This is a genomic window from Agrobacterium sp. CCNWLW32, assembly GCF_037083425.1.
Lineage (GTDB): Bacteria > Pseudomonadota > Alphaproteobacteria > Rhizobiales > Rhizobiaceae > Agrobacterium > Agrobacterium radiobacter.
Genome location: NZ_JBAOJM010000001.1, coordinates 427,622 through 451,739 on the forward strand (window position 1 = coordinate 427,622; position 24,118 = coordinate 451,739).

Sequence of the window (24,118 nt, forward strand, 5' to 3'; positions counted from 1 at the left end):
CGTGACGAGCCGTGCCGATGACGAAAAATTCATGGCGCGGGCCATCGAGGTTTCGCTTCGCCACCAGGGTCAGACGCTGACCAATCCCTCGGTCGGCTGCGTCCTCGTCAAGGACGGACAAATCATCGCCGAAGCGGTGACGGCCATCGGCGGCCGGCCCCATGCCGAACGCCAGGCGCTGGAAATCGCCGGCGAGGCGGCCCGTGGCGCAACCGCCTATGTCACGCTCGAACCCTGTTCCCATTGGGGCAAAACCCCGCCCTGCGCCAATGCGCTGGTGGAATACGGCGTCGCCCGTGTCGTGGTGGCGGTGGATGATCCGGATGAGCGGGTTTCCGGCCGTGGTTACTCCATCCTGCGCGATGCGGGCATTGTCGTGGAAACCGGCCTGCTGCGCGACGAAGGCAAGAGAGCGCTTGCCGGTTACCTCACACGGCAGATGAAAAAACGCCCGCATGTGATTCTGAAGCTTGCCATTTCCGCCGATGGTATGATCGGCAGGAGAGGCGAGGGGCAGGTGGCGATCACCGGGCATGAGGCTCGCCACGCCGTGCATGAACTCCGGGCGCGCTGTGATTGCATTCTTGTGGGTATCGGGACTGCGATTGCGGATGATCCGGAACTGACAGTGCGCGTTGCCGGTTTGGAGGAGCGTTCGCCGGTGCGCATCGTGCTAGACCGACATTTTGAATTGCCGCTGACATCGAAGCTGGTGAAGACGGCGCGCGAAGTTCCGGTGGTGATTGCGGCGTTACCCCCCTCTGCCCTGCCGGGCATCTCCCCCTCAAGGGGGGAGATCGGCAAGGGGCTGGCCGCTCGCTCAAGTTTCGACTCCACCTCTCATTCGTCTACCTTCAATGTCGGGCAAGGTAGCGCCCCATCGATCTCCCCCCTTGAGGGGGAGATGCCCGGCAGGGCAGAGGGGGGTAGCTCCGAGTCAAAGCGCCAACTACTGACCGACGCCGGCATCCAGATCCTCGAAGCCTCCACGCTCGAAAACCTCCTCCACATCCTCGCCGAAAGCGGCATGTCGGAACTTCTGGTCGAAGGCGGCGCCTTTGCCGCAAAATCATTCCTTGAAGCCGGGCTGGTGGACCGTATCATGCTGTTCGAAAGCCCTGTTGTGATCGGTGAGGGCGGCATTGAAACGCCGCTCAACCGTGCCGATATCACGGGCGATTATGCGCTGATCAGCGAAACCGCCTATGGGCCGGATCGCTGCTTCGATTATGAAAGGCCAATTTGATGTTTACCGGAATTGTCACCGACGTCGGAACCGTTTCCGAGCTGGAAGCCCTGGCTGAAGGCATTCGTCTGCGGGTGGCGACGAATTACGATCCCAAGACCATCGATATGGGGGCGTCCATCTCCCATGGCGGCGTGTGCCTGACGGTGACGAGGCTGCCTGATGATGGCAGCAACGAGCGCTGGTACGAAGTCGAGGCCTGGGAAGAGGCGCTGCGCCTGACGACGATCGCCAGCTGGCAGAAGGGTACTCACGTCAATCTCGAGCGGGCGCTCAAGATCGGCGACGAGCTTGGCGGCCACATCGTCTCCGGCCATGTCGACGGCAAGGCGGAAATATTGGCTGTCGAACCGGAAGGTGAGGCGGTGCGTATCCGCCTGCGCGCCCCGGAGCATCTGGCGAAATTTGTGGCGCCTAAGGGTTCCATTGCGCTCGATGGCACCTCGCTGACCGTCAACGCCGTCGAAGGCACGGATTTTGACGTTCTGCTGATCCGCCATACGCTCACCGTCACCACCTGGGGCGAACGTCAGCCGGGCGATTTCGTCAATTTCGAGGTCGACACCATGGCGCGTTATGCCGCAAGGCTTGCGGAATTTCCGTCGGCGTAAACCGAAAAGGTGACTCGGCGGGTTATTGTGCCCGCTGACGCCTCCTCCTCCCGTCATTCCGACTCAAAGCCGGCATGACGGAACGGAAGCGACGAGTACGCCAAATCGCATAATGGTCGCTGCCTTGCTTCCGATGAAGCTCAAAACACTATAAGACGTCTCTTCAGCCGTTTTCATCCAAACGGGGGTAGGGGACATACATCATGCCGTCTTTTGAACTGCTGACAGCCTTTTTCGTAACCACCGCTTTGTTCGCCTATATCCCCGGTCCGGCCATGCTTTATGCGGCGGCGCAGACCATGGCGCGCGGCCGGTTTGCCGGGCTGATGGCGGTGCTTGGCATCCATGTCGGCTGCTATTTCCACATTTTTGCCTCTGCGGCGGGGCTTTCGGTGCTGTTTCAGGCCGTTCCCTGGCTCTATCTCGCCGTGAAGCTCTGCGGCGCGCTTTATCTCGTATGGCTCGGTTTTTCGATGCTGCGCAGCAAGCTTGAAGGTGAGGCGGTCAATCTGACCATCGAGCCGAAGTCGGCGCGCCGCGCCTTTTTCGACAGCATCATCATCGATGTGCTCAATCCGAAGACCGCGCTGTTCTTTCTAGCCTTTCTACCGCAATTCGTCGATCCGGCAGCAGCCTTTCCAGTCTGGCTGCAATTGCTGATCCTCGGCATCGCCGTCAATTTCATCTTTTCCTCTGCCGATCTGGTCGGCGTGCTTCTGGCAGGGGCGATGGTCGGGCGTTTGAAGCGTTCCAGCGCGGTGCAGATGCTTGTCCGCCGCGCTGCCGGAACGGTGCTGATGGGGCTCGGCGTCCATCTGGCCTTCCAGAAAACCTGATTCTCGCGGAGCCGCGCCGGGAGGTGCAAAACCCGGCCAAGTGCCCTGCAGAAGCGGCCCCTTGCGCCGCTGACATATGAAATTACTTGCCAAAAACAGTCAGCCGTGGTTTGACCGCCGCAAAAGCCGGTATGATCCGGCGTTAAGCTTTTCGGGAAAATCCCCAGGAACCCTCACATGTCCAAACCTCATCTTCTTATCGTGGAAGCACGTTTTTACAACGATATGGCCGATGCTCTTCTCGAAGGCGCGAAATTCGCGCTCGATGAAGCCGGCGCCACCTATGACGTCATCACCGTTCCCGGCGCGCTGGAAATCCCTGCCGCCATCGCCATGGCGCTTGACGGTGCAGACAATGACGGCACGGAATATGACGGTTTTGTCGCGCTTGGCATGGTCATTCGCGGCGAGACTTACCACTTCGACATCGTCGCCAACGAATCCTCCCGCGCGCTGATGGACCTCGCGGTCAGCGAATCGCTGCCGATCGGCAACGGCATCCTCACCGTCGAGAATGACGAGCAGGCCTGGGCGCGTGTACGCCGTTCCGACAAGGACAAGGGCGGTTTCGCCGCCCGCGCGGCGCTGACCATGATCAAGCTCAAGAAAAAACTGGGTGGCTGAACGCATGTCGAATGTTGATAATGGCGGCGAACCGCGCCAGCCTTCGGTAAAGCCCGCCAACCAGCGCGGCGCGGCCCGCCTTGCGGCCGTGCAGGCGCTTTACCAGATGGATGTCGGCGGAACCGGCGTGATGGAAGTCGTCGCCGAATATGAGGCGCATCGTCTCGGCCAGGAAGTCGATGGCGATACCTACCTGAAGGCTGACCCTTCGTGGTTCCGTTCGATCGTCGCCGGTGTGGTGCGCGATCAGACGAAGATCGACCCCTTGGTGCGCTCCGCCCTTCTGGAAGATTGGCCGCTGTCGCGCCTCGATGCCACCGTGCGCGCCATCCTGCGTGCCGGCGCTTTCGAGATTCTCGAGCGCAAGGACGTGCCGGTCGCCGTCATCGTCACGGAATATGTTGAAATCGCCCGTGCTTTCTTCGAGCATGACGAGCCTAAGCTGGTGAATGCGGTTCTGGACCGCATTGCCAAGCAGGTGCGCGGCGAGGCAAAACGCTGAAGTAAAACAGGTGAGGAAGAGATGAGCGCAGTTTCCCTCCCCGGACTTGAAGTTCAACTGGACGAGGCGAAGCGCAACGTCTTCCTTCTCACCATGGCGCAGGCGATCATGGGATCGGCCGCGCCCTTGAGCTTTTCGGTCGGCGCGCTTGCCGGTTATCAGCTGCTCGGTGCGGACAAGTCACTGGCAACCGCGCCGCTCACCGGCTTTAATGTCGGTGTCGCGCTCGGCGCGATCTGCGTGGCGGCCGCCTCCCGCTTTCTTGGCCGCAAGGCAGGCTTCATGGTCGGCGCGCTGATGTGCTCCATCGGCGGCGGCATTGCCGCGGTGGCGCTCTTCCGGTCGGATTTCTGGCTGTTTGCCGTGGGCCTGCTGCTGATTGGCATTTCTGGCGGTTTCACGCAGAAAATCCGCTTCGCCGCAGCCGATGCCTCGCCATCCTTCTACAAACCGAAGGCGATCTCCTGGATTCTGGCTGGCGGCATCATTTCCGCCATCGTCGGGCCGCAACTCGCCATCTTCGGCAAGGATTTACTTGCGCCGGTTACCTTTGCCGGCGCTTTTCTGGCCCTCGTTCCGCTCGGCCTCGTTTCGATTGCCATTCTGGCGTTTCTGAAATTGCCCGACCCCAAGGCTGCCACCGCCCATGTCGAATCGGTGAGGCCGCTTTCGGAGATTGTCCGCACGCAGCGTTTCGTCACCGGCATGATCTGCGGCATCGGCTCTTATGCGTTGATGACCTTCATGATGACGGGCGCACCGCTTGCCATGGTGATCGGCTGCGGTTTCCCGACCGAACTCGCCACGCTCGGCATCCAGTGGCATGTGCTGGCCATGTTCGGCCCGAGCTTCTTCACCGGCATGCTGATTTCCCGAATCGGCGCGGAAAAAATCGTTGCTTGCGGCCTCATCGTGCTGATGGCCTGCGCCATTGTCGCCCATATGGGCATAGAGCTGTGGAATTTCTGGGCGGCGCTCATTTTGCTTGGCCTCGGCTGGAATTTCGGTTTCATCGGTGCAACCGCCATCATCACGTCAAGCTACCGCCCGCATGAGGCGGACAAGGTGCAGGGCTTCCATGATATCGTGCTCTTCGGCACGGTGGCGTTGTCGTCCTTCTCTTCCGGCAAGGTGTTTACGGCCTGGGGCTGGTCGGTGATGAACCTCGTCATCTGGCCGGTTGCCGGGCTTTGCCTCCTGCTCGTCCTGTCGCTCATCCTCACGAAGCAAAAAAAAGCCGCCTGAGTTCTGCGCCGCTCTCTACGCCTTTCAAGTTTCAGGCAAATTTGTGGGCTTGACGCGGCACCTTGCGCCAACGCAATCTCCGCTCCGAGGACATTTTTCCTTGGGAGGGGAACAAATGCCCAAGACGGGATTTGGGACAGGCCGTCCGCATCTCCCTGCACAAGGTTTCGCCGCGCCGGGGAGGGAGTGAGACCCGGCCTTTTGGGAGGTAAGTGCGCATGACCGTAATACCCATAGTAATTTTATGCGGTGTCCTGTCCGTGGTTTACGCGGTATGGGCCACCAAAAGCGTTCTCGATGCCGATCAGGGCAACGAGCGTATGCGTGAAATAGCAGGTTTTATCCGTGAAGGTGCGCAGGCTTATCTCACCCGTCAATATCTCACCATCGCCGTCGTCGGATTGATCGTCGCTGTTCTTGCCTGGTATCTGCTATCGGCCATGGCGGCCATCGGCTTCCTCATCGGCGCGGTGCTTTCGGGCGCGGCCGGTTTCGTCGGCATGCATGTGTCGGTGCGCGCCAATCTGCGCACCGCGCAGGCGGCGTCCCACAGCCTTTCCGCCGGTCTCGATATCGCCTTCAAGTCGGGCGCCATCACCGGCATGCTGGTCGCAGGTCTCGCGCTGCTCGGCGTCTCCATCTATTATTTCGTCCTGACCTCGGTGATGGGCCATCCGGCCGGATCGCGTGAGGTGATCGATGCGCTGGTGTCGCTCGGCTTCGGCGCATCGCTGATCTCCATCTTCGCCCGTCTCGGCGGCGGCATCTTCACCAAGGGTGCAGATGTCGGCGGCGATCTCGTCGGCAAGGTCGAGGCCGGCATTCCCGAGGACGACCCGCGCAACCCGGCAACGATCGCCGACAATGTCGGCGACAACGTCGGCGACTGCGCCGGCATGGCGGCAGACCTCTTCGAGACCTATGCCGTCTCCGTGGTCGCGACCATGGTTCTTGCCGCGATCTTTTTTGCGGGAACGCCGATACTGGAAAGCGCCATGGTCTATCCGCTGGCGATTTGCGGCGCCTGCATCCTGACCTCGATTGCCGGCACCTTCTTCGTGAAGCTCGGCACCAACAATTCCATCATGGGCGCGCTCTACAAAGGGCTCATCGCCACCGGCGTTTTCTCGGTTGCCGGTCTTGCGGTCGCTACTCATGCGACGGTCGGCTGGGGAGTGGTGGGCACGGTGGCCGGAATGGAGATCACCGGCACCAACCTCTTCTTCTGCGGATTGGTCGGCCTCGTCGTGACGGCGCTTATCGTCGTCATCACCGAATATTATACCGGCACCAACAAGCGGCCGGTCAACTCCATCGCCCAGGCGTCGGTCACCGGTCACGGCACCAACGTCATCCAGGGCCTTGCGGTTTCGCTGGAATCGACGGCGCTGCCGGCTCTCGTCATCGTTGGCGGCATCATCGGAACCTATCAGTTGGCCGGCCTGTTCGGCACGGGCATCGCGGTCACCGCCATGCTTGGTCTCGCGGGCATGATCGTGGCGCTCGACGCCTTCGGCCCGGTGACTGATAATGCCGGTGGTATCGCTGAAATGGCCGGTCTCGATCCTGACGTGCGCAAGGCGACGGATGCGCTGGATGCCGTCGGCAACACCACCAAGGCCGTCACCAAGGGTTACGCCATCGGTTCGGCCGGTCTCGGCGCGCTGGTGCTGTTTGCGGCCTATTCCAACGACCTGTCCTATTTCGCCGCCAATGGCGATACTTATCCCTACTTCAAGGATATAGGCGAGATTTCCTTCAGCCTCGCCAACCCTTATGTGGTTGCCGGCCTGCTGTTCGGCGGCCTCATCCCCTATCTCTTCGGCGGCATCGCCATGACGGCGGTGGGCAAGGCGGCAAGCTCGATTGTCGAGGAAGTGCGCCGCCAGTTTCGCGAAAAACCGGGCATCATGGCTGGGACGGAAAAGCCTGATTATGGCAGGGCCGTGGACCTGCTGACACGCGCGGCGATCAAGGAAATGGTCATCCCGTCGCTCCTGCCGGTTCTGGCGCCGCTCGTCGTTTATTTCGGCGTGCTGCTGATTTCGGGCTCCAAGGCGTCGGCCTTCGCGGCACTTGGCGCATCGCTGCTCGGCGTCATCATCAACGGCCTCTTCGTGGCGATTTCCATGACCTCAGGTGGCGGTGCATGGGACAACGCCAAAAAGAGCTTCGAAGACGGCTTCATCGACAAGGACGGCGTGCGCCACGTCAAGGGTTCGGACGCCCACAAGGCGTCGGTGACGGGTGATACGGTCGGCGATCCCTACAAGGATACCGCCGGTCCCGCCGTCAACCCGGCGATCAAGATCACCAATATCGTGGCGCTGTTGCTGCTTGCTGTTCTTGCCCACTGAGGGCTGAGGTTCCGACGAATGAAAAAGGCCCGGGGAGTGATCCCCGGGCCTTTGATTTTTCCGTTCCTGCTGAGGTCAGGGGGTGTTGTTGCCCTGACCGAGAATGCTCTTGGCGATGTTGGCGCCGGAGGTGCCGCCGGAGAGCAGCTGCTGCAGGAAGGTGAGGTCCTTGCCGCCGGTCGGCGTTGTGCGCGAAATCGTGTCGAAGACCTTGCCGTCCTGCAGCGTGTAGTTGGCCTTGCGCTCGATGACGCCGTCCTTGTTGAAATAGATCGCAAGAATGTTCTGTTCGACCAGCGCCGGCTTCATGAAGGCCGCGCGGCGCACGCGCTTCTGCGAGATGTAATAGAAAACCTCGTTGCCGAAGGTCGCCGTCGTGGAGGGCGTGCCCATGGTCAGCAGAACCTGCTCACGGCTGGAACCCTCAGGGATCAGCTGGAGCGACTGCTCGTCCATGACATAGCCGTTATGGAACACATCGGTTGTGCTGCTGCAGGCGGAAAGCAGGCCGGATGCGAGCACGATTGCGATGGCGGTCTTGCTCAGAATTTTGCCGTGACTTGCGGATTTCTGCTTGCTCAACTGCTTTTCCCCGACTGCGATCATGAATGGCACCTTCCGGCATTGCGTGGTGCACAGTGTCTGTGCACATGATTGTGTCAATCCGGGGACGGAAAATCCCGATCACCCCCCAAATTCAATGCTTTCCCGGCCTTTTGGAACTCCTCCGGTTCTCTTCGACTGTTTCAGCCCAAAGACGAACGTGACCGTGACAGCATTGCAATTCGTGGATGCTTCGGTAAACCAGCTTTGACAATCATGCAACAAGTGCGATGGGCGGTAAGCGAATTCACCCGTCCGGTTCGGAAAAAAAAGATGATATTCGGGCTGTTCAAGAAGAAAAACAACAATCGCGCCATAGTTGACCGGCAATATGCGACCTTGACGGCTGCCGCCCGCACGCCCGGATTTTATCTTGACCTCGGTGTGCCCGACACGGTCATGGGCCGTTTCGAGATGCTCTCGGCGATCATGATTCTCTATTTCCGCCGCACCAAATCATCAGGTGTCAGCGGGCAGGAAATCGCCCAGGAGATCGTCGACGCCTTTTTTCAAGATATCGATCATTCCATCCGTGAGCTGGGAATCGGTGACCAGGGCGTGCCGAAACGCATGAAGAAATTCGCCGGTATGTTTTATGGGCGGCTCGAATCCTACGCGGCGGCGCTGGATGCTTCCGACCGCCCCGCTCTTGCCGCAGCGCTCCGGCGCAATATATATCCGCAGGTAGACGACAAGGCCCCTGATATGGAGGGGTTGGCGGGCTGGATGATGGAAGCATCCGCAGCCCTTGCCGCCCAGTCCGAAGAGACAATAGCAACCGGAAGCCTGACGCTGCCCTTGCCTTTACGATGAGGTTCACGATGAACGCGCGACACGCCGCAAATGACGACCTGCCTTTTTCCTATCCCGTAAAGGTAGGCCATATTTCCGCCAATCCCGTCAGGATTGGTCTCGAAGCCAGTGCCGAGGAACTGAAGGCGCTGGCGAAATTCTGGGATGTGGTTTCCGTCGAATATCTGAAGGCGGAGCTGCAGGTTTCCCGCTGGAAGAAGGATGGCGTGAAGATCAAGGGTGAGGTGCATGCGGCTGTGACCCAATCCTGCATCGTCACGCTGGAGCCGGTCTCGAGCAAGATCGACGAGACGGTGGAGCAGATTTTCGTCCCGGAAGGATCGAAACTGGCGCGGATGGTGACCAATGAGGAAGGCGAGATCGTGCTTGATCCTGATGGCCCCGATATTCCCGATCAGTTCACCGGCGACAGCATCGATGTCGGCGCCGTGGTTGCCGAATTTGCCGCGCTTGCGATCGATCCCTATCCGCGCAAAGCGGATGCGGAATTTGCCGAAGCGGCTGAAAAAGAGCCCGAAGAAGAAAAGCGCCCATCGCCCTTTGCCGTGCTGAAAGATTGGAAAAAAGACTGAATGGCCCAGCCGGGCTGAAATAATTTTATTGTAACAAGAGCCGGAAAAGGTATTTTCGCGCAAAATCCGCTTGATTGGCGGCAAGTAAGGATAAGGGACGAGTGATCAGAATTGCAATTGACGTCATGGGTGGCGATTTCGGCCCAGATGTTGCCATACCCGGTGCCGCCAAGGCGCTTGAACGGCACAACGATGTAACTTTTCTGCTCTACGGGCAGAAGAGCAAATGCGACCCCATTCTGGCACAATATCCCGCACTTCGGGAAAAGTCGGTCTTTCACGATTGTGAAGTCTCGGTCAGCATGGACGAGAAACCGAGCCAGGCGCTGCGCCGTGGCCGCTATGTTTCCAGCATGTGGCGCGCCATCGAGGCGGTGAAGCTCGGCGAGGCGGATGTCGCCGTTTCCGCCGGCAATACCGGCGCGCTGATGGCCATGGCCAAATTCTGTTTGCGCACCATGGCGCGGGTGGAACGACCGGCGATTGCCGGCATCTGGCCGACGCTGAAGGGCGAAAGCATCGTGCTCGACATCGGTGCGACGATCGGCGCCGATTCCCAGCAGCTTCTGGATTTTGCCCTGATGGGCGGCGCCATGGCGCGCGCGCTTTTCGATATCGACCGCCCTACCGTCGGCCTGCTCAATGTCGGTGTCGAGGAAGTCAAGGGCCAGGAAGAGGTACGTGAGGCCGGACGGCTTATCCGTGAGGCCGATCTCGGCACCATCGACTATCGCGGTTTCGTCGAAGGCGATGATATCGGCAAGGGTACGGTGGATGTGGTGGTGACGGAAGGTTTCACCGGCAACATTGCGCTCAAAGCCGCAGAAGGCACGGCGCGCCAGATCACCACGCTTCTGCGTGAGGCGATCTCGCGCAGCTTCTTCGCCAAGATCGGTTATGTCCTGGCGAAAAGCGCCTTTGATGTGCTTCGGGAAAAAATGGACCCGCGCAAGGTCAATGGCGGCGTGTTTCTGGGCCTGAACGGCATTGTCATCAAGAGCCACGGGGGTACGGACGCCGTTGGTTTTGCGTCGGCTGTCGATGTCGGTTACGACATGGTTCACAACGGCCTGACGGCCAAGATTGAAAATGATCTGAAGATTTACCACGCAAGACGGCTTCCGCCCCCGGCGCCCGAAGCTCTCGTGGCTGACGAGGAATAAGGGAATGATCCGCTCTATAGTTCGTGGTTTCGGGGCAGCGCTTCCGAAGCGTGTCATGACCAACAGCGAAATCGAAGGTGTCGTCGAGACATCAGACGAATGGATCGTGCAGCGCACGGGCATCAAGCAGCGCTATATCGCCGGCGAAGGTGAAACCACCGCGTCCCTCGGCGAAGCTGCTGCGCGTGCCGCGCTCGACAATGCCGGCCTGACACCTGATGATATCGACCTCATCATTCTGGCCACCTCGACCCCTGATAACACTTTTCCGGCAACGGCGGTGAACATCCAGAACCGTCTTGGCATGACCCACGGCTTCGCCTTCGACATGCAGGCCGTCTGTTCCGGCTTCGTTTATGCCGTATCGACCGCCGACCTCTATATTCGCGGCGGCATGGCCAAGCGCGTCCTGGTGATCGGTTCCGAAACCTTCTCGCGCATTCTCGACTGGAAGGACCGCACCACCTGCGTTCTCTTCGGAGATGGCGCCGGCGCGCTGATTCTTGAAGCCGGCGAAGGCGAGGGGACGTCCGCCGATCGCGGCGTTCTGACCGCGCAGCTGCGTTCCGACGGTTCGCACAAGGAAAAGCTCTATGTCGATGGCGGACCTTCCACGACAGGTACCGTTGGTCATCTGCGCATGGAAGGCCGGGAAGTGTTCAAGCACGCCGTCGGCATGATCACCGACGTGATCGAACAGGCCTTTGAGGCGACGGGCACGACGTCTGATGACCTCGACTGGCTGGTTCCGCACCAGGCCAACAAGCGCATCATCGACGGATCGGCGAAGAAGCTTAACATCGCCCCGGAAAAGGTCGTCATCACCGTCGATCAGCACGGCAATACCTCGGCCGCCTCCATTCCGCTGGCGCTCGCCGTTGCGGCCGGCGACGGACGCATCAAGAAGGGCGATCTTGTCATGCTGGAGGCCATGGGCGGCGGCTTCACCTGGGGTGCGGTGCTGCTGCGCTGGTAAGGGCGTGATTTGCGCGTTTGCCGGGGCGCCGGGGCGAAATCGGTTGTGATTTTCGCGCTCACGCCCCGGTCAGAAGCGCCCGGGCGACCCGAGCCTGTGTCAAAACCGTATCAGTCAGTCTAAGCCCTTGCACTGATTGCCGAAAGCCTCAAATGAATCTGGAACAATCCCTTGACCGGTCGCCACAAGGGAAATAATCTCGGCGGCTCCTAGAGAAAAATTCAGACACGGTTTGTGGGGAAAAATGGCCGGGAAGACAGTGACACGCGCAGATCTTGCAGAATCTGTGTTTCGTAAAGTCGGGCTGTCCCGCACCGAATCCGCCGAACTGGTCGAAACGATCATCGACGAGATTTGCAACGCGATCACCCGCGGCGAGGTCGTCAAGCTTTCGTCCTTCGCAACTTTCCAGATCAGGGAAAAGAACGAGCGCATCGGCCGCAACCCGAAAACGGGTGAGGAAGTTCCGATTTCGCCGCGCCGCGTCATGACCTTCAAGGCCTCGAATGTGCTGAAGCAGCGGATTCTGAAGGCCCATACGGCCCGCAAGGCCAAGCAGAAGGGCCAGAAGGCGGGGGCATAATCCCTCACTCAAGGTCGTAGCGACACGCCTTTTTTGCCATATCGCAAGCCCTTTTCCCCATTCTTCTTGTGAACATACTTGAATTTCAACGTGCAAGCCGTTGAAATCCGGTCGACTCACATCATAATCAATTTTAGTGATTTGTATCTCGCCGCAACGGCGTCGGCGCGGGGTCGTAACCGACTTAGCGTGGTGTTTGACCGGCGGGTGAAAAGCGTTCTCGTTCAGTGTCCGGCCGGATGCATGGTGCTCCGGTTCGGATGGGAGTGGAAATTTGGATAAAAGCCCCGACGCGTTTCGGACGATCAGTGAAGTGGCGGATGAGCTGAACCTGCCGCAGCATGTGCTGCGTTTCTGGGAAACGCGTTTTCCGCAGATCAAGCCGATGAAACGGGGCGGGGGCCGCCGTTATTACCGCCCTGACGATATCGATCTCCTGAAGGGCATCCGTCATCTTCTTTATGACCATGGCTACACCATCAAGGGCGTGCAGAAGCTCCTGAAAGCCAATGGTAACCGCTTCGTGGCGGCAATCGCCTCCGGTGATCTCGCGACCATGGAAGCCATCATGGCGGCGAGCGGGGAAAAGGAAGTCGCCGAGCCGCGTGTCATCGATACCGATGGGGACGAGGTTGTCGGCCGTCCGAAGGCCAAGCCGAGCGGCCGGTTTTTCGGCTTCGGCGGCGGCAACAGCGATGCCGAAATATCGGTCGGCAAGTCGAGCATCGGCAAGGACGACCAGGCGCTTTTGCAGGAAGCCCTGTTCGATCTCCTCGAGTGCAAACGCCTGCTCGATCAGGTTCGCTGACGATTTATCCACAGGTCTTTTAAGCGTTTCCCATCCGGGAATTCGAGAAAACAAAGAGTTAGAGCGTTTTCCCGTTTCTCTGAAAAACGAAAACGATCGCGAATGCCAACTTTTCGGAAACTCCTTTCGCCGATAATGCGGCTCCGTTGAAAGGAGTCCGATCGTGAGCAACCGAAAACCGACAGCACGACGCCGCACGGCGAAGAAATCGAGCGGCGGCAGCGTTTGGCCATGGGTGTTGATGCTGGGCGTCGTTGCCGGCGGCATTCAGGCTTACGAACATCGAGACAGCCTTCTGCCGCAGCGCCATGTTGCGAAGGCGACATCCTCAGCCGCGAATTCCCCGAAAGTCGCGACAACCGCCAAGCGCGATGCGGTCACGACCGAGAAAGTCGCATCCATCCGCCCCGCATCGCCGGCTCTGCCCGGCAATGGACCGGTGCCGCCGCGCCCGATCGCCATGCCATCCGTCTCGCAGCCGAGCCAGGTTGCAGCTATCCTGCCGGAAACGCGTCCTTCGGTCGAAAAAATCTCGCTCGGTGAAAAAAGCGGCGCCTTTGCCTTCTGCGGCCGTTCGGGCCTCAATAATTGCGTGGCCGATGGCAACACCTTCTGGATGAAGGGCGTGAAGACGCAGCTCGCCGGCATCGAGGTTCCGCAGATCGACCGGGCGCGCTGCATGGAAGAGCGCCAGCGCGGTTTCGTTGCAAAGGTCAGGCTTCGCGACATGCTGAATGCCGGCGCCTTCGATGTGACCTCTTCCGGGACTGCGGGCGGGCAAGCCACGGAACGCAAACGGCTTTCGCGTTCGGGCGTCTCCTTCGCCGATCAACTCGTGCGAGAAGGGCTCGCCCATCCGGTATCGGCAAAAAATCAGTCCTGGTGTGGCTAAGGCCCAATTGACCGAAACGGTCCGGCCTGTGTAGATGAGGCTCAGTCGCGTTTGGGATCGAGGCCTCGTGCCGGACACCCGAAGGATGACGACTTTTTGCAGCGACTTGACCGCAATGGTGCAAGGCGCGGCAATGCGGACGTGGCGAAATCGGTAGACGCAGCAGACTTAAAATCCTGTGCATATGCTCCCTGTTGTGGGATCATTAGCCGCCAGTCTCAATCATCCTGTTGAAATTCAAAGGCAATATTGCGCCGATTGGACGCGATTTTTATTTGCCAAAATGCTCCCGATAATGGGACGAGATTTTGTGCCCACGGACACAGCGGTCACAATCCCGCGAAATCCGTGCCCATCCTGTGACCAGCTAGGAGAAGCCAGTGAAATTCCGTCACGTTCTGCATGTGAATAAATTCCTAAAACCACTTCCCCATGTCGCTGAGTTGTGATTATAAGAGAGTAGAACAGATGGAGAACAAAATGGCCGACCTGATGGAAGAGCAGATCGAACTTGAACACCGCATGGCGTCCCTCGGCGTCGAAAAATACCGAGCGCAATACATGGAGAATTTGCAGTCCGGGAACGCCTCGGACAGCCGTAGCGTCAAGACCGCACTGGACGCGGCCATCGAGCCCGTCGCCAAAGCGATTGATGACTTCCGCGAAGAAACAAAGGTGAAGGGGGCCGGTCGCCGCCACTCCGCAGTCAAGGCGCTTGACGGGCTGGATGCTATCTCGGTCGCCTACATCGCTCTCAAGATCGTCCTCGACAGCATCGTACGGGACCACGAGTTGACCGTACTTGCGAACCGAGTAGGCGGCTTCATCGAGACAGAACAGCGCCTCCACACCTACGAGAAGAAAAACCCGCAAGGTGTGAAGAACGCGCAGCGTCTCCTCGAAAGCCGCACCGGCCACGCCGATCATCGCCGCCGTGTCCTGAACGCAATCGCCAATCAGGGCGATGACGGCTGGACCGCTTGGACCACCCGAGAGAGAGTTATGGTTGGCGCGAAACTGATCGAGTTGATCTGCACTTCAACCGGCCTGATCGAGGTCCTGACCGTGCGCCACGGGCGGAAGCTCCGACACATCGTCAGCCTGACGGATCGGTTCAAGACGTGGCTCGATACGCTGAACCTCCAGTCGGAGATCATGTTTCCCGAATACCTGCCGTGCATCGTTCCTCCGAAGGATTGGGACCGGCTTGTCGGCTGTGGCTACCACACAGATGCTTTTGCTTACCCGTTGCGTCTCGTGAAGACCCGCTCGAAGAAGCACATGAAGCTGCTTAAGGAGGCCGATCTTTCGTCAGTCTACAAGGCGGTGAACGCGATCCAGCGGACGCCTTGGGCGGTCAACACTCGGGTCCTCGAAGTGGCCGAACACTTCATGCAATTGGGATCGGGAGTGGCTGGACTGCCTTCGGATGTTCTGCCGCTGCCCACTAAGCCCGTTGACATCGATACCAATGAGGAAGCTCGCAAGTCGTGGCGTCGTCTCGCCGCGATCACCTACGAAACCAACACCTCCCTCAAGAGCCGCAGGGTCCAAGCCCACAAGACGCTCGGGATCGCCAAGGAGTTTGCCCGCTATGATGCCATCTACTTTCCATATCAGCTTGATTTCCGAGGGCGCATTTATGCTGTTGCCTCTGGCCTCAACCCGCAGGGAACAGACCTCTCCAAAGCTCTGCTCCAGTTCAGTTCCGGCGATCCCATCACGCGCCCCGATCAACTCCGGTGGTTCCTTATCCACGGAGCGAACACCTTCGGCGTTGATAAGGTTTCCTTCGATGAGCGAGTGGCATGGACCGCAGCCAACCGGGAACGCATCCTCTCCTGCGCCAAGGCTCCACTAGACGATCTCTGGTGGACCGAAGCGGACAGCCCGTTCTGCTTCCTTGCATGGGCGTTCGAGTATGCGGAAATGGGCTGGCCGCTCCAGCGTGAAACCCCGTTTGTGTCCCGCATTCCGATTGCGATGGACGGCTCCTGCAACGGGCTCCAGCACTACTCTGCCATGCTGTTCGATCCGGTCGCCGGGGCGGCAGTCAATCTCGTTCCGTCCGACAAGCCGCAGGACATCTATGGCGTGGTCGCGGAGAAGGTCATGGAAAACCTCCGTCGCCTGTCCCTCACGACCCTTCCGGCTCATCCTTCCGACGAGGAGCGTCAGCACCAGCGATGGGCTGGCCTCTGGTTCGACTTCGGGATCGACCGTAAGATCACCAAGCGTCCCGTCATGGTCCTCCCGTATGGGGGCACCTTGAACTCGTGCCAGAAGTACGTGGGGGATGCCGTGCTGGAGCGCGGAAAGCTGCCGTTCAATGATGATGAGGTGAGCCAAGCGTCGAATTGGCTCGCGGGTCAGGTCTGGTCTGCCATTGGTGAGACTGTCGTGTCCGCCCGCCTCGCGATGGGCTGGCTGCGTCAGGTCGCCGGGGCCGTGGTCAAGGAAGGAAGGCCCCTCCAGTGGACCACTCCGTCCGGGTTCCCAGTCTTCCAGTTCTATCCTGAAATGAAGGAGACCCAACTGGAGTCCGTCCTGTTCGGGAAGCGGTTCCGTCCTGCCATCATGGAGGAGAAGCCCGACCAGATCGACGCTCGCCGTCAGGTGAATGGCGTGGCCCCGAATTTCGTCCACTCCCTCGACGCCTCGGCGCTCGTGCTGACGGTGTGCGCTGCCGTGGACGCAGGGATCACCAAGTTTGCCATGATCCATGACAGCTACGGCACGACCGCACACCATACGCCACGTTTCGCGGCCATCCTGCGTGAGGAGTTCGTCACCATGTACGAGAGCTATGACGCCCTCGAACAGTTCGCTCAATCTGTGATCCCGGAAGGCATCCATGAGGGTATCCCTACGCCTCCCACGGTTGGCGGCCTCGACTTGGCGGAGGTACGGGAGAGTCCGTATTTCTTTGCCTAAATCATCCCACTACAGGGAGCAAATGGAATAACACCCTAGTTAAGCTCATCGCATTCCATCCTCCCAATCAATCTCATAGGAGTGTTTATGAAACGTCCCTCTATCCGTCTTCACTTCGGAGCATCAAACGATGACATTTCCGTAGACGGTCACACCTTCACCCGTCACAAGCTGACGAAGAAGGAGTTCACCTTTGTTCGCAACGTGGTCATCGACGCCTTGCTTAAGGTCGGCGCGATCAAGCGGCGGGCATACTAATGAACCGCGATAGGCTGAACCATCTGCCGCCGAAGCCGGTAGCTATCGCGGCTCTCAACTTTCTGGACAGCGTGTCGGACCACAACAAGGAGACCCAAGCGGTCGCCCTTGCGGTGACACTTCTGGCCTACGCCAAGCGCAACATGATTGACGTTGGTGATGTCTTCACGGTCGCGAACAATCTTCTTCACGCCCATCAGGACGAGAAGGACCCGAACATGGTCGCGCTCCAGCTTTATGTGAGGCACGAACTTTGACCATAACGTCCCACTATAGGGATCAATATGGCCCCGACTATGTGACGGCTCGGCTCCTCCTCAAGCGAAATCAACCCATTCCGGTCGATCTGCAAGCCCGTCTCGAAGCGGAGGGCTACGACCTCAACAAACTCAAGGATAAGTAATGGCAAAACGAGAAAAGAACCCCGACAAGGTAACGATCAACAGCCCTCGCGGTAAGCTCAAGTTCCCAAAGCTCGACAAGATCGACTACGGCACAGAGAAGTACCCGGATAAGGACGGGTCCTACAACACCCGCTTCATCCTCGACGGCAGTAACGAAGGCGTTCAGAAGTTCATCGCCAAGCTCGACGCGATGATGGAACGAGCGAAGGAATTGGCCGAAGCGAAGTTTGCTGAACTCCCGGTCAAGGCTCGCAAGGAGTTGGAGAAGAAGACCGGCGGCGCTGGTATCGTGGCAGACGCTCCTTACTCGGAAGTCTATGACGAGGAGACCGAGGAGCCGACCGGCGAGATTGAAATGCGCTTCAAGAAGAAGGCCGGTGGCACCCGCAAGGACGGCAAGAAGTGGAAAGCCTCCCGCCCGGACCTGTTCGACAGCGCAAAGCCCCCGAAGCCGATTCCTCAGGGCGTGGAAATTTGGGGCGGCTCGGTCGCAGCGATCAACGCCGACTATGAGCCGTACTTCGTTGCTGGCACGGGCAGCTACGGTCTCCAGCGCCGCCTGAACGCGGTCCAGATTTTCGAACTTGTCTCCGCTGGCGGTCAGCGTTCAGCTTCAAGCTACGGCTTCGAGGGGGACGAGGACGGCTTCGATAGCGAAGGCTTGGAGGGCTCGACCGAGGACGACGACGACAACGCATCGGGCGTTGACGGTTCCGACGATGACGATGGTGACGGCGACTTCTAAGCCGTGGGCGTAACCCGGATTAAGCCCGGAACGCGGAAGGCTGTGGACCCGTACGAACGTGCGAAGGTCCACGGCTACCGCTCTGGTCTGGAAGAAAAGATCGCTGCCGAACTGGAAGCGAAGGGGATCAAGGTCCGGTTCGAGAGTATCGTGATCCCTTACACGCCCCCAATCAAGACGCGGAAATACACACCTGATTTTCCCCTTGAGAACGGCATCATCATTGAGACGAAGGGCCGGTTTCTCACCGAGGATCGGCAGAAGCATAAGCATATTAAGGCGGAACACCCGGACCTCGACATCCGGTTCGTCTTCTCCAATTCCCGAGCCAAGCTCTCCAAAGGAAGTCCGACCACCTACGCGATGTGGTGTGAACAGTACGGGTTTCTCTACGCGGACAAGACGATCCCGCAGGAATGGCTCGATGAACCGCCCCGCAAGGAACGCCTAGAGGCGATCAGGCGGGTCACAATTCCCAAGAAATCGAAGTGAACAGCGCGGGGGTCCCGAGTGGCCCCCAATGCGCCCCTTACGAAAGGAAAATCATGTCTAACTTCAAGCTCGTGAACGACAAGCCGATGAAGACCCTGATCCTCGACCACCTTCTTGATGGTCGCTCGATCACGAACGTCGAAGCACAAGCACTGTGGCGATGCCGTGCGCTACCCAAGCGCATCAACGAGATCGCAGCCGATGGCTACCCGATCATCCGCGAACGCCGCCGCGACAGCACCGGCCAGTCCTACGTCCGGTACTCCATCGACATGTCGAAGATGGGAGCCGCAGCGTGAACAAGTGGGCCGAACTCACCGTCGAAGAACTGTTTGCCGAGGACGCCGATTGGGAACTCTGGTCCCACGTCGCGTTCGTCGCCGTCGCCATCACCTTCGTCATCTACATTATCGTCTGAGGTCTTCCATGATCCGAACCATTGCAGCCTTTTTCTTCACGCCGTCCACTGCCAAGGCCCTTTCGGCTTTCAACAAGGCGACCAAGCAGCTTGAGAAGGTGATCGCCCACGAGGGCCATATCATCGCCAAGCAGCACGAACGCATGTCCAAGGCTGAGCGCACCGCCGAAGCGGCCCGCATCCGCCAGAAGGAAGCGTCCCGTTTCCATGCCAAGATTGAGGAGTTTCTGGCCTGAAATGGGAGAGTTCGATAGCACAGCTTGGACAGGGGAGCAGCGGGAGGCCCCAAGCCTCCTGTCCCTCATCGACAAGTACATCCCGACCCGCACCCAAGCCGAAGTCACGGCGATGGCTATGCGCTACGAGGCCCAGGTCCACAACCTCCTCCTGACGATCCACCAGCTTCATGAGCGGATGGACCAGATGGCGAACCGCATGGCCGACATGGAGAAGGAATACTACTCCAAGGTCAAAATCCCGGTCAGCCTCGGCCAGTTCGGCGTTGGCATCCATGTGGACCCCTCGCAGTTCGATATGCGCACCATTCGCGTCGATTGGAGACCCGAGCCGTACCGTATGGCTATCCAGCTTCGAGACGAGCCCTTCATCAACGAGAGGGACACCCCTCTGTTGTTCGAAATGGTGGGCCAGCAGTTCGAAGAAGCGGCCAAGCGCGAACTGATCCCGGCGCTCCGTCGCCAGTACCAGCAACTCTACAATAGCTTCGCCAAACACTGACACACGAAACCGAGAGTGAGTTCATCGGCCACGAGTCATGCCCGGAGTGTGGCTCGTCCGATGCTCTCGCACGATACGATGATGGCCACGGCTTCTGCTTCTCATGTCGGCACTATGAGCCCGCCTCGGATGCAGACGACCGTCGCGAACAATCCTCCCAACAATCAACCGAAAGGAAGCGAGTGTCGAAAGACCTCCTGCCGGTCGGCTCCGCACAGGCGCTCGCCAAGCGTGGTCTATCGGAGGAAACCTGCGCAAAATGGGGCTACACCATCAGTGAATACGATGGTGAGCCCGTTCAGGTAGCAAATTATCGGGACCTCACAGGCGCTCTGGTCGCACAGAAGGTCCGTTTCAAAGACAAGAAGTTCAAGTTCCTCGGAGACACTAAGGAAGCCGGTCTCTACGGCCAGCATCTTTGGAGGGATGGCGGGAAGCGCGTCACCATTACCGAGGGAGAGATCGACGCACTCACGGTCTCTCAATTGCAGGGAAATCGCTGGCCGGTTGTGTCCCTGCCGAACGGCGCACAGGGAGCCAAGAAGGCCCTGCAGAAGGCACTCCAGTGGCTCCTCGGGTTCGAGGAAATAGTCCTCCTGTTCGACAACGATGAGCCGGGGCAGGACGCGGTGCGAGAATGCGTCGGGTTGTTCCCTCCGGGCCGATGCAAGGTCGCCAAGATTGCCGGCTACAAGGATGCGAACGAGGCCCATCTGGCTAAGGAAGGGTCCCTCGTAGTGGACGCCATCTTCGGCGCTAAGGTCTACCGCCCGGACGGCATCGTGACCATCGCAGAAGTGATGGACGAGGCCATGCAAGAGACTGTGATGGGTCTTCCGTGGTTTGCGGAACACCTCAACCACACGCTCTACGGACGGCGCATTCACGAGATCATCGCCATCGGCGCTGGTACGGGCGTCGGCAAAACCGAACTCCTCGCCAAGCAAATCCACTACGACCTCACCGTGCTCAACGAGCCGGTGGGCGTTTTTCTGTTGGAGCAGCAGCCAGCGGACACCGTCAAGCGCCTCGCTTCGACCCACGCAGGTAAGCAGTTTCACGTACCCAACCGTGACCCTGACAATCCGGTTTGGACTACGGCAGAGCTTCACGAGGCCCTGACCGAGATCAAGGACCAACGGCTGTTCATGTACGACAGCTTCGGTGCCACCGATTGGGAAGTCATCAAGACCACGATCCGCTTCCTCGCGCACAGCGAAGGTGTTCGCCTGTTTTACCTCGACCACCTGACCGCCCTCGCGGCGATGGAGGAGGACGAGCGGAAGGGTCTGGAACGTATCATGGCGGAAATGGGAGCCCTCGTGCAGGAGCTTCCGATCACGATCCACCTCGTCTCCCACCTTGCGACCCCTGACGGGACCCCTCACGAGGAGGGTGGTCGAGTGATGATCCGCCACTTCAAGGGCTCCAGAGCTATCGGCTTCTGGTGCGTCACCATGCTCGGACTTGAGCGCAATCAACAGCACGAGAACGAAGAACTACGCCGCGTGACGACCGTCCGCGTCCTCAAGCATCGCCCTGTCGGGGCCGCAACGGGGGAGTGCGTCTACTTCTCGTTCGACCCCTCAACTGGTCGGTACGTCGAACTCGACTACGACCCATTCAAACAGGAAGACAATGGACCGGAGAAGTACGGCTTTGGTTCCGGTGACGAAGGAGAAGACCCCTTCTGATCTGGTTCAAAAGCAAAAGCTGACCTACGGAGAGTTCGTCCGTGCCAAGGTGGCGGCAGGTAGCCGCAAAGCCACCACTCAAGAGAAAATCTACGCCTCAACCCTGTGGCAGCGCCGACAGGCTCGGGCCAAGGCGATCCGCAAAACCTTCAAGGTGGTGAGCGGTTGAGCCGCTACCTCTTTGACTGCGAAACCAACGGCCTCCTCGATGATCTGACAACTGTTCACTCACTGGTGTTACAGGACGCGGACACCGGGGAGGTTTTTTCATGTGCGGACCAACCCGGCTACATCCCCGTCGCAGAGGGTGTCCGTAAGCTCCTAGAGGCCGAAGAACTGATCGGCCACAACATCATCAAGTTCGACGTTCCGGCAATCCAGAAGGTGTTCCCGTGGTTCAAACCCTCGTCCCGCCTGTTGGACACCCTTGTTCTCGCTCGGCTGTTCTGGCCCGAGATCAAGGACACCGACGAAGGCTTGGTGAAGAAGGGGACGCTACCAAAGAACCTCCGGGGCAAGTACAGCCTCGAAAGTTTCGGCTACCGCCTCAAGCTCCAGAAGGGCGAATATTCAGACATCATGAAGGCCAAGGGTCTTGACCCGTGGGCCAACTGGAACGTCGAAATGCAGGACTACTGCGAACTCGACGTGGTTGTCACGAACGCCCTCTACCGCAAGGCCCTTAAGGTCTGGCAGGGCTACGACCGGGACACCGAGCGGCGCATCAAACAAGCTGAGAAGCGTAAGCAGCCCACCGACAGCATCAAGATCGTCCCTGTCTCGGATAGGTCCGTCTGGATGGAAATGGACGTGGCTCGCATCCTCGCTCGTCAGGAGCGATGGGGCTTTGCCTTCGACGTTTCCGCGGCCGAGAAGTTTTACGTCACGCTGATAGCGGAACGGGAACGGCTGGAAACCGAGCTTCGCAAGACGTTCGGCTCGTGGCTGGCCCCTGACGGCAAGCCTGTCACTGTCGGCAAGACCCGCAGAGTGAAGCGCAAGGACCTCCCGATCCTCGGCTACGAGCGCGACCGGAAGGGCGGGATCAAGATGGACAAGGAAGGAAACCCTGTCCCGATCTACGTCAAGGAACTCTACGAGGAAGGCTCTCGCTACCAGAAGTTCAAGGTGGTCGAGTTCAACCCAAAGTCCAACCACCATATAGCCGACCGGCTCAAGAAGCTGTTCGGATGGGAGCCGATGGAGTTCACTCCGAGCGGTGAGCCCAAGCTGGACGAAACGGTTCTTTCGCAGCTTCCGTGGCCCGAAGCCAAGCTCCTCACGGAGTACCTGACAGTCGCCAAGCGCATCGGTCAGTTGGCCGAAGGTAAACAAGCGTGGCTCAAGAAGGAACGCAACGGGCGCATTCACGGCTCCGTCATCACGGCTGGCGCTGTCACCCGTCGCATGACCCATAATAACCCGAACGTGGCCCAAGTACCGAAGTGCGGGTCCCCATTTGGGCACGAATGCCGTTCTCTGTTCACGTCCACCGCAGGGTTCGTCCTAGTCGGCTGTGACGCGGACGCACTGGAGCTTCGCTGCCTTGGCGGCTACATGGCGAAGTACGACAAGGGAGCCTACATCGAGACCATCCTGTCCGGGGATAAATCCCAAGGCACGGATATGCACTCGGTCAACGCTCGTGCCCTCGGCCTCGACCCGAAGAAGAACTATCCGGTTGACGGAAAGGAAATCAACGGACGAGAGATCGCGAAGACGTGGTTCTACGCCTTCATCTATGGCGCTGGTGACTTCAAGCTCGGCTCGATCATGGGAACGAAGGGGTCACAGAAGGCGATCATGGAGGCCGGTAAGCGGTCCCGTGACAACTTCCTTAAGGGTCTTCCGGCGCTCGGAAAGCTGGTGGAGAACGTACAGAAACGCTCGGGCCTCCGTGGGTTCCTGATCGGTCTCGACGGCGGCAAGCTCAAGGTTCGCCATCGTCACGCAGCATTGAATACGCTCCTCCAATCAGCGGGAGCGATCATCATGAAACAGGCACTCGTCATCCTCGACGCCGACCTCCAAGCAGAGGGACTGGTTCCGGGTATCGACTACGAGTTCTGCGCCAACGTCCATGACGAATGGCAGATCGACGTTCTTCCCATGCACGTCGAGTTCGTCTCGAAGACGGCAGAGCTTGCCATCAAGAAAGCAGGAGAAGTCCTTGAGTTCGGATGTCCCCTCGCAGGGAACGCCGACACCGGCTCGAATTGGGCCGACACGCACTAAGGAACGCAGGAGGAACCACGGCGGGGGCCACCTGTATGTCATCACCAACCCCGCATGGCCGGGTTTCGTGAAGATCGGGAGGACGACCAACGTCCTCTCGCGCTTCCGAACCTACCAGACAGCAAGTCCCCATCGTGATTTCCAACTCCATTACCAGAGGTATTTCCCTGATGTATGCAAAGCAGAACGAACCCTCCGAAAACTCTACGGTGGCCTACGGGTCAACGGGGAGTGGTTCCAAGTCCACCCGGACGACGCAGCCAACCTTGTCGATCTTGTCGCCAGCCGCCTCAGACCGAGCGGCCCACGCACAGTACCTCCGGGATCGCTACGGCATTCCGGTGCTGATGGCTCCCGATGACGGGCTCG

28 protein-coding genes are annotated in these 24,118 nt (G+C 59.3%); 27 read left to right on the top strand and 1 reads right to left on the bottom strand.

Features of this window, described 5'->3' with window-relative positions; genetic code table 11:
• The first annotated feature begins 1 nt into the window (after window position 1).
• From ribD to V6R85_RS02330, 7 genes are all read left to right on the top strand, one after another.
• Window positions 2-1,246 (top strand): bifunctional diaminohydroxyphosphoribosylaminopyrimidine deaminase/5-amino-6-(5-phosphoribosylamino)uracil reductase RibD, encoded by a 1,245-nt coding sequence (ribD, locus tag V6R85_RS02300; protein ID WP_099085494.1) that lies wholly within the window; start codon window positions 2-4, stop codon window positions 1,244-1,246.
• Window positions 1,246-1,857 carry a riboflavin synthase gene (locus V6R85_RS02305; protein ID WP_003502222.1) on the top strand — a complete coding sequence of 204 codons (612 nt, stop codon included), beginning with the start codon at window positions 1,246-1,248 and terminating at the stop codon, window positions 1,855-1,857. The genes ribD and V6R85_RS02305 overlap by 1 nt, the downstream gene beginning before the upstream one ends.
• Window positions 1,858-2,060: 203 nt before the next feature.
• Window positions 2,061-2,693, top strand: coding sequence for a LysE family translocator (locus V6R85_RS02310; RefSeq protein ID WP_099085492.1), 633 nt, complete (start codon window positions 2,061-2,063; stop codon window positions 2,691-2,693).
• 177 nt (window positions 2,694-2,870) lie between these two features.
• Entirely contained in the window at window positions 2,871-3,317 is a 447-nt protein-coding gene (gene ribH / locus V6R85_RS02315) for a 6,7-dimethyl-8-ribityllumazine synthase (RefSeq protein WP_111834290.1), read from the top strand.
• 4 nt (window positions 3,318-3,321) lie between these two features.
• Complete coding sequence (gene nusB / locus V6R85_RS02320) at window positions 3,322-3,819, top strand: transcription antitermination factor NusB (RefSeq protein WP_031233928.1); 498 nt, start codon at window positions 3,322-3,324, stop codon at window positions 3,817-3,819.
• A 21-nt stretch (window positions 3,820-3,840) separates the two neighbouring features.
• Window positions 3,841-5,064 (top strand): MFS transporter, encoded by a 1,224-nt coding sequence (locus V6R85_RS02325; protein ID WP_111834291.1) that lies wholly within the window; start codon window positions 3,841-3,843, stop codon window positions 5,062-5,064.
• A gap of 218 nt (window positions 5,065-5,282) precedes the next feature.
• Entirely contained in the window at window positions 5,283-7,421 is a 2,139-nt protein-coding gene (locus V6R85_RS02330; protein WP_111834292.1) for a sodium-translocating pyrophosphatase, read from the top strand.
• A gap of 75 nt (window positions 7,422-7,496) precedes the next feature.
• Here V6R85_RS02330 and V6R85_RS02335 read toward each other — a convergent pair whose 3' ends face one another.
• The gene (locus V6R85_RS02335) at window positions 7,497-8,027 is read right to left on the bottom strand and encodes an outer membrane protein assembly factor BamE (RefSeq protein ID WP_003502231.1); all 531 of its coding nucleotides are present in this window, start codon (window positions 8,025-8,027) and stop codon (window positions 7,497-7,499) included.
• A gap of 270 nt (window positions 8,028-8,297) precedes the next feature.
• Between V6R85_RS02335 and V6R85_RS02340 the strand changes: the two genes are divergently transcribed.
• From V6R85_RS02340 to V6R85_RS26040, 20 genes are all read left to right on the top strand, one after another.
• Entirely contained in the window at window positions 8,298-8,837 is a 540-nt protein-coding gene (locus V6R85_RS02340) for a ubiquinol-cytochrome C chaperone family protein (protein ID WP_060724066.1), read from the top strand.
• A gap of 8 nt (window positions 8,838-8,845) precedes the next feature.
• On the top strand, window positions 8,846-9,409 hold the full coding sequence (locus V6R85_RS02345; RefSeq protein WP_003502233.1) for a YceD family protein: 564 nt from the start codon (window positions 8,846-8,848) through the stop codon (window positions 9,407-9,409).
• A gap of 101 nt (window positions 9,410-9,510) precedes the next feature.
• Window positions 9,511-10,572, top strand: coding sequence for a phosphate acyltransferase PlsX (plsX, locus tag V6R85_RS02350; protein ID WP_026363445.1), 1,062 nt, complete (start codon window positions 9,511-9,513; stop codon window positions 10,570-10,572).
• Between the two features lie 4 nt (window positions 10,573-10,576).
• On the top strand, window positions 10,577-11,548 hold the full coding sequence (locus V6R85_RS02355; RefSeq protein ID WP_111834293.1) for a beta-ketoacyl-ACP synthase III: 972 nt from the start codon (window positions 10,577-10,579) through the stop codon (window positions 11,546-11,548).
• A gap of 244 nt (window positions 11,549-11,792) precedes the next feature.
• Complete coding sequence (locus V6R85_RS02360) at window positions 11,793-12,131, top strand: integration host factor subunit alpha (RefSeq protein ID WP_003502236.1); 339 nt, start codon at window positions 11,793-11,795, stop codon at window positions 12,129-12,131.
• 274 nt (window positions 12,132-12,405) lie between these two features.
• A complete protein-coding gene (locus V6R85_RS02365; protein WP_003502237.1) occupies window positions 12,406-12,939 on the top strand; it encodes a MerR family transcriptional regulator in 534 nt (177 codons plus the stop codon).
• 163 nt (window positions 12,940-13,102) lie between these two features.
• Window positions 13,103-13,831, top strand: a complete 729-nt coding sequence (locus tag V6R85_RS02370; protein ID WP_020810782.1) for a thermonuclease family protein — start codon at window positions 13,103-13,105, stop codon at window positions 13,829-13,831.
• A gap of 480 nt (window positions 13,832-14,311) precedes the next feature.
• Complete coding sequence (locus V6R85_RS02375) at window positions 14,312-16,765, top strand: DNA-directed RNA polymerase (RefSeq protein WP_051634343.1); 2,454 nt, start codon at window positions 14,312-14,314, stop codon at window positions 16,763-16,765.
• Between the two features lie 87 nt (window positions 16,766-16,852).
• Complete coding sequence (locus V6R85_RS02380) at window positions 16,853-17,023, top strand: hypothetical protein (RefSeq protein WP_155682181.1); 171 nt, start codon at window positions 16,853-16,855, stop codon at window positions 17,021-17,023.
• Window positions 17,023-17,280, top strand: coding sequence for a hypothetical protein (locus V6R85_RS02385; protein WP_035207727.1), 258 nt, complete (start codon window positions 17,023-17,025; stop codon window positions 17,278-17,280). The genes V6R85_RS02380 and V6R85_RS02385 overlap by 1 nt, the downstream gene beginning before the upstream one ends.
• A 145-nt stretch (window positions 17,281-17,425) precedes the next feature.
• Window positions 17,426-18,172 (top strand): hypothetical protein, encoded by a 747-nt coding sequence (locus V6R85_RS02390; protein ID WP_035207728.1) that lies wholly within the window; start codon window positions 17,426-17,428, stop codon window positions 18,170-18,172.
• A 42-nt stretch (window positions 18,173-18,214) separates the two neighbouring features.
• Window positions 18,215-18,664: a hypothetical protein gene (locus tag V6R85_RS02395; RefSeq protein WP_336377005.1), complete on the top strand. Its 450-nt coding sequence runs from the start codon at window positions 18,215-18,217 to the stop codon at window positions 18,662-18,664.
• A 53-nt stretch (window positions 18,665-18,717) separates the two neighbouring features.
• Window positions 18,718-18,963 carry a helix-turn-helix domain-containing protein gene (locus tag V6R85_RS02400; protein ID WP_035207731.1) on the top strand — a complete coding sequence of 82 codons (246 nt, stop codon included), beginning with the start codon at window positions 18,718-18,720 and terminating at the stop codon, window positions 18,961-18,963.
• On the top strand, window positions 18,960-19,082 hold the full coding sequence (locus V6R85_RS02405; RefSeq protein WP_318252332.1) for a hypothetical protein: 123 nt from the start codon (window positions 18,960-18,962) through the stop codon (window positions 19,080-19,082). The genes V6R85_RS02400 and V6R85_RS02405 overlap by 4 nt, the downstream gene beginning before the upstream one ends.
• An 8-nt stretch (window positions 19,083-19,090) precedes the next feature.
• Window positions 19,091-19,318, top strand: a complete 228-nt coding sequence (locus tag V6R85_RS02410; protein WP_035207733.1) for a hypothetical protein — start codon at window positions 19,091-19,093, stop codon at window positions 19,316-19,318.
• 1 nt (window position 19,319) lies between these two features.
• A complete protein-coding gene (locus V6R85_RS02415) occupies window positions 19,320-19,820 on the top strand; it encodes a hypothetical protein (protein WP_336377006.1) in 501 nt (166 codons plus the stop codon).
• 182 nt (window positions 19,821-20,002) lie between these two features.
• On the top strand, window positions 20,003-21,514 hold the full coding sequence (locus tag V6R85_RS02420; RefSeq protein WP_141226877.1) for a DnaB-like helicase C-terminal domain-containing protein: 1,512 nt from the start codon (window positions 20,003-20,005) through the stop codon (window positions 21,512-21,514).
• The gene (locus tag V6R85_RS02425) at window positions 21,489-21,683 is read left to right on the top strand and encodes a hypothetical protein (RefSeq protein ID WP_336377007.1); all 195 of its coding nucleotides are present in this window, start codon (window positions 21,489-21,491) and stop codon (window positions 21,681-21,683) included. Before V6R85_RS02420 ends, V6R85_RS02425 begins: the two co-directional genes overlap by 26 nt.
• Entirely contained in the window at window positions 21,680-23,749 is a 2,070-nt protein-coding gene (locus V6R85_RS02430; protein ID WP_035207737.1) for a DNA polymerase, read from the top strand. Before V6R85_RS02425 ends, V6R85_RS02430 begins: the two co-directional genes overlap by 4 nt.
• Window positions 23,685-24,110, top strand: coding sequence for a GIY-YIG nuclease family protein (locus V6R85_RS26040; RefSeq protein ID WP_157673272.1), 426 nt, complete (start codon window positions 23,685-23,687; stop codon window positions 24,108-24,110). Before V6R85_RS02430 ends, V6R85_RS26040 begins: the two co-directional genes overlap by 65 nt.
• Window positions 24,111-24,118 lie beyond the last annotated feature (8 nt).